At 50.1% G+C, this 4,936-nt stretch carries 1 tRNA gene and 3 rRNA genes; all 4 read right to left on the bottom strand.

The window, feature by feature from the left end:
• Position 1 precedes the first annotated feature (1 nt).
• A 5S ribosomal RNA gene (gene rrf / locus ACLNCV_RS09655) occupies positions 2–117 on the bottom strand.
• Between the two features lie 76 nt (positions 118–193).
• Positions 194–3,094, bottom strand: a 23S ribosomal RNA gene (locus tag ACLNCV_RS09650).
• A gap of 124 nt (positions 3,095–3,218) precedes the next feature.
• Positions 3,219–3,291: transfer RNA gene (locus tag ACLNCV_RS09645), tRNA-Ala, on the bottom strand.
• Between the two features lie 51 nt (positions 3,292–3,342).
• Positions 3,343–4,888, bottom strand: a 16S ribosomal RNA gene (locus ACLNCV_RS09640).
• Together the 16S, 23S and 5S rRNA genes with 1 tRNA gene alongside form the textbook arrangement of a ribosomal RNA operon.
• Positions 4,889–4,936: the final 48 nt, after the last annotated feature.

The following is a 4,936-nucleotide window of genomic DNA, read 5'->3' as shown; positions in this document are numbered from 1 at the left end:
AGCTAAGCGACTTCCATATCTCACAGGGGGCAACCCCCAACTACTTCCGGCGTTCTAGGGCTTAACTTCTGTGTTCGGCATGGGTACAGGTGTATCTCCTAGGCTATCGTCACTTAACTCTGAGTAATACCTACTCAAAATTGAATATCTATTCAAATCAAGAAAACCGTTCGCTTTCATATTCTCAGTTACTTTGGATAAGTCCTCGAGCTATTAGTATTAGTCCGCTACATGTGTCGCCACACTTCCACTTCTAACCTATCTACCTGATCATCTCTCAGGGCTCTTACTGATATAAAATCATGGGAAATCTCATCTTGAGGTGGGTTTCACACTTAGATGCTTTCAGCGTTTATCCCTTCCCTACATAGCTACCCAGCGATGCCTTTGGCAAGACAACTGGTACACCAGCGGTAAGTCCACTCTGGTCCTCTCGTACTAGGAGCAGATCCTCTCAAATTTCCTACGCCCGCGACGGATAGGGACCGAACTGTCTCACGACGTTCTGAACCCAGCTCGCGTGCCGCTTTAATGGGCGAACAGCCCAACCCTTGGGACCGACTACAGCCCCAGGATGCGACGAGCCGACATCGAGGTGCCAAACCTCCCCGTCGATGTGAACTCTTGGGGGAGATAAGCCTGTTATCCCCAGGGTAGCTTTTATCCGTTGAGCGATGGCCCTTCCATACGGAACCACCGGATCACTAAGCCCGACTTTCGTCCCTGCTCGAGTTGTAGCTCTCGCAGTCAAGCTCCCTTATACCTTTACACTCTGCGAATGATTTCCAACCATTCTGAGGGAACCTTTGGGCGCCTCCGTTACCTTTTAGGAGGCGACCGCCCCAGTCAAACTGCCCGTCAGACACTGTCTCCGATAGGGATCACCTATCTGGGTTAGAGTGGCCATAACACAAGGGTAGTATCCCAACAACGTCTCCTTCGAAACTGGCGTCCCGATCTCATAGACTCCTACCTATCCTGTACATGTGGTACAGACACTCAATATCAAACTGCAGTAAAGCTCCATGGGGTCTTTCCGTCCTGTCGCGGGTAACCTGCATCTTCACAGGTACTAAAATTTCACCGAGTCTCTCGTTGAGACAGTGCCCAAATCATTACGCCTTTCGTGCGGGTCGGAACTTACCCGACAAGGAATTTCGCTACCTTAGGACCGTTATAGTTACGGCCGCCGTTTACTGGGGCTTCAATTCATACCTTCGCTTGCGCTAAGCACTCCTCTTAACCTTCCAGCACCGGGCAGGCGTCACCCCCTATACATCATCTTACGATTTAGCAGAGAGCTGTGTTTTTGATAAACAGTTGCTTGGGCCTATTCACTGCGGCTGACATAAAGTCAGCACCCCTTCTCCCGAAGTTACGGGGTCATTTTGCCGAGTTCCTTAACGAGAGTTCTCTCGCTCACCTGAGGCTACTCGCCTCGACTACCTGTGTCGGTTTGCGGTACGGGTAGAGTATGTTTAAACGCTAGAAGCTTTTCTTGGCAGTGTGACGTCACTAACTTCGCTACTAAACTTCGCTCCCCATCACAGCTCAATGTTACAGATATAAGCATTTGACTCATATCACACCTCACTGCTTAGACAGACACTTCCAATCGTCTGCTTTAGTTAGCCTACTGCGTCCCTCCATCACTACATACTCTAGTACAGGAATATCAACCTGTTGTCCATCGGATACACCTTTCGGTCTCTCCTTAGGTCCCGACTAACCCAGGGCGGACGAGCCTTCCCCTGGAAACCTTAGTCTTACGGTGGACAGGATTCTCACCTGTCTTTCGCTACTCATACCGGCATTCTCACTTCTATGCGTTCCAGCACTCCTCACGGTACACCTTCATCACACATAGAACGCTCTCCTACCATACCTATAAAGGTATCCACAGCTTCGGTAAATTGTTTTAGCCCCGGTACATTTTCGGCGCAGGGTCACTCGACTAGTGAGCTATTACGCACTCTTTGAATGAATAGCTGCTTCTAAGCTAACATCCTAGTTGTCTGTGCAACCCCACATCCTTTTCCACTTAACAATTATTTTGGGACCTTAGCTGGTGGTCTGGGCTGTTTCCCTTTCGACTACGGATCTTAGCACTCGCAGTCTGACTGCCGACCATAATTCATTGGCATTCGGAGTTTATCTGAGATTGGTAATCCGGGATGGACCCCTCACCCAAACAGTGCTCTACCTCCAAGAATCTTTATGTCGACGCTAGCCCTAAAGCTATTTCGGAGAGAACCAGCTATCTCCAAGTTCGTTTGGAATTTCTCCGCTACCCACAAGTCATCCAAGCACTTTTCAACGTGCCCTGGTTCGGTCCTCCAGTGCGTCTTACCGCACCTTCAACCTGCTCATGGGTAGGTCACATGGTTTCGGGTCTACGTCATGATACTAAGGCGCCCTATTCAGACTCGGTTTCCCTACGGCTCCGTCTCTTCAACTTAACCTCGCATCATAACGTAACTCGCCGGTTCATTCTACAAAAGGCACGCTCTCACCCATTAACGGGCTCGAACTTGTTGTAGGCACACGGTTTCAGGTTCTATTTCACTCCCCTCCCGGGGTGCTTTTCACCTTTCCCTCACGGTACTGGTTCACTATCGGTCACTAGGGAGTATTTAGGGTTGGGAGATGGTCCTCCCAGATTCCGACGGGATTTCACGTGTCCCGCCGTACTCAGGATACTGCTAGGTACAAAGACTATTTTAAATACGAGGCTATTACTCTCTTTGGCTGATCTTCCCAAATCATTCTTCTATAATCTTTGAGTCCACATTGCAGTCCTACAACCCCGAAGAGTAAACTCTTCGGTTTGCCCTTCTGCCGTTTCGCTCGCCGCTACTAAGGCAATCGCTTTTGCTTTCTCTTCCTGCAGCTACTTAGATGTTTCAGTTCACTGCGTCTTCCTCCTCACATCCTTAACAGATGCGGGTAACAGGTAGTACCTGTTGGGTTCCCCCATTCGGAAATCCCTGGATCATCGCTTACTTACAGCTACCCAAGGCATATCGTCGTTTGTCACGTCCTTCTTCGGCTCCTAGTGCCAAGGCATCCACCGTGCGCCCTTATTAACTTAACCTTATTTTCTGACCTTTCAGTCATAAACTCTTATTAATACTACAGCGTTTTCGGTTTATTTTCTTGTTACTATTTGATATAGATATTCAATTTTCAATGTGCATTACTTGGTGATCTCTCACCAATGGAGCCTAGCGGGATCGAACCGCTGACCTCCTGCGTGCAAAGCAGGCGCTCTCCCAGCTGAGCTAAGGCCCCACAAGACCTCTCAAGACTAAACAAGACCAATGCGCAGTTCCTTTTCCTTAGAAAGGAGGTGATCCAGCCGCACCTTCCGATACGGCTACCTTGTTACGACTTCACCCCAATCATCTATCCCACCTTAGGCGGCTGGCTCCTTACGGTTACCTCACCGACTTCGGGTGTTACAAACTCTCGTGGTGTGACGGGCGGTGTGTACAAGGCCCGGGAACGTATTCACCGCGGCGTGCTGATCCGCGATTACTAGCGATTCCGACTTCATGTAGGCGAGTTGCAGCCTACAATCCGAACTGAGACTGGCTTTAAGAGATTAGCTTGCCGTCACCGGCTTGCGACTCGTTGTACCAGCCATTGTAGCACGTGTGTAGCCCAGGTCATAAGGGGCATGATGATTTGACGTCATCCCCACCTTCCTCCGGTTTATTACCGGCAGTCTCGCTAGAGTGCCCAACTGAATGATGGCAACTAACAATAGGGGTTGCGCTCGTTGCGGGACTTAACCCAACATCTCACGACACGAGCTGACGACAACCATGCACCACCTGTCACCTCTGTCCCGAAGGAAAGCTCTATCTCTAGAGCGGTCAGAGGGATGTCAAGACCTGGTAAGGTTCTTCGCGTTGCTTCGAATTAAACCACATGCTCCACCGCTTGTGCGGGCCCCCGTCAATTCCTTTGAGTTTCAACCTTGCGGTCGTACTCCCCAGGCGGAGTGCTTAATGCGTTAGCTGCGGCACTAAACCCCGGAAAGGGTCTAACACCTAGCACTCATCGTTTACGGCGTGGACTACCAGGGTATCTAATCCTGTTTGCTCCCCACGCTTTCGAGCCTCAGCGTCAGTTACAAGCCAGAGAGCCGCTTTCGCCACCGGTGTTCCTCCATATATCTACGCATTTCACCGCTACACATGGAATTCCACTCTCCCCTCTTGCACTCAAGTTAAACAGTTTCCAAAGCGTACTATGGTTAAGCCACAGCCTTTAACTTCAGACTTATCTAACCGCCTGCGCTCGCTTTACGCCCAATAAATCCGGACAACGCTCGGGACCTACGTATTACCGCGGCTGCTGGCACGTAGTTAGCCGTCCCTTTCTGGTAAGATACCGTCACAGTGTGAACTTTCCACTCTCACACTCGTTCTTCTCTTACAACAGAGCTTTACGATCCGAAAACCTTCTTCACTCACGCGGCGTTGCTCGGTCAGACTTCCGTCCATTGCCGAAGATTCCCTACTGCTGCCTCCCGTAGGAGTCTGGGCCGTGTCTCAGTCCCAGTGTGGCCGATCACCCTCTCAGGTCGGCTATGTATCGTCGCCTTGGTGAGCCGTTACCCCACCAACTAGCTAATACAACGCAGGTCCATCTGGTAGTGATGCAATTGCACCTTTTAAGCAAATGTCATGCAACATCTACTCTTATGCGGTATTAGCTATCGTTTCCAATAGTTATCCCCCGCTACCAGGCAGGTTACCTACGCGTTACTCACCCGTTCGCAACTCATCCGGAGAAGCAAGCTCCTCCTTCAGCGTTCTACTTGCATGTATTAGGCACGCCGCCAGCGTTCGTCCTGAGCCAGGATCAAACTCTCATTAAAAGTTTGAGTTCTCACTCATTTCTGTCACTGACAGATTTATTGTTTTTT

It is taken from the genome of Streptococcus sp. CL5.50 (assembly GCF_049738015.1).
GTDB lineage: Bacteria > Bacillota > Bacilli > Lactobacillales > Streptococcaceae > Streptococcus > Streptococcus mitis_CA.
This window is presented reverse-complemented; position numbering and strand designations above follow the sequence as displayed.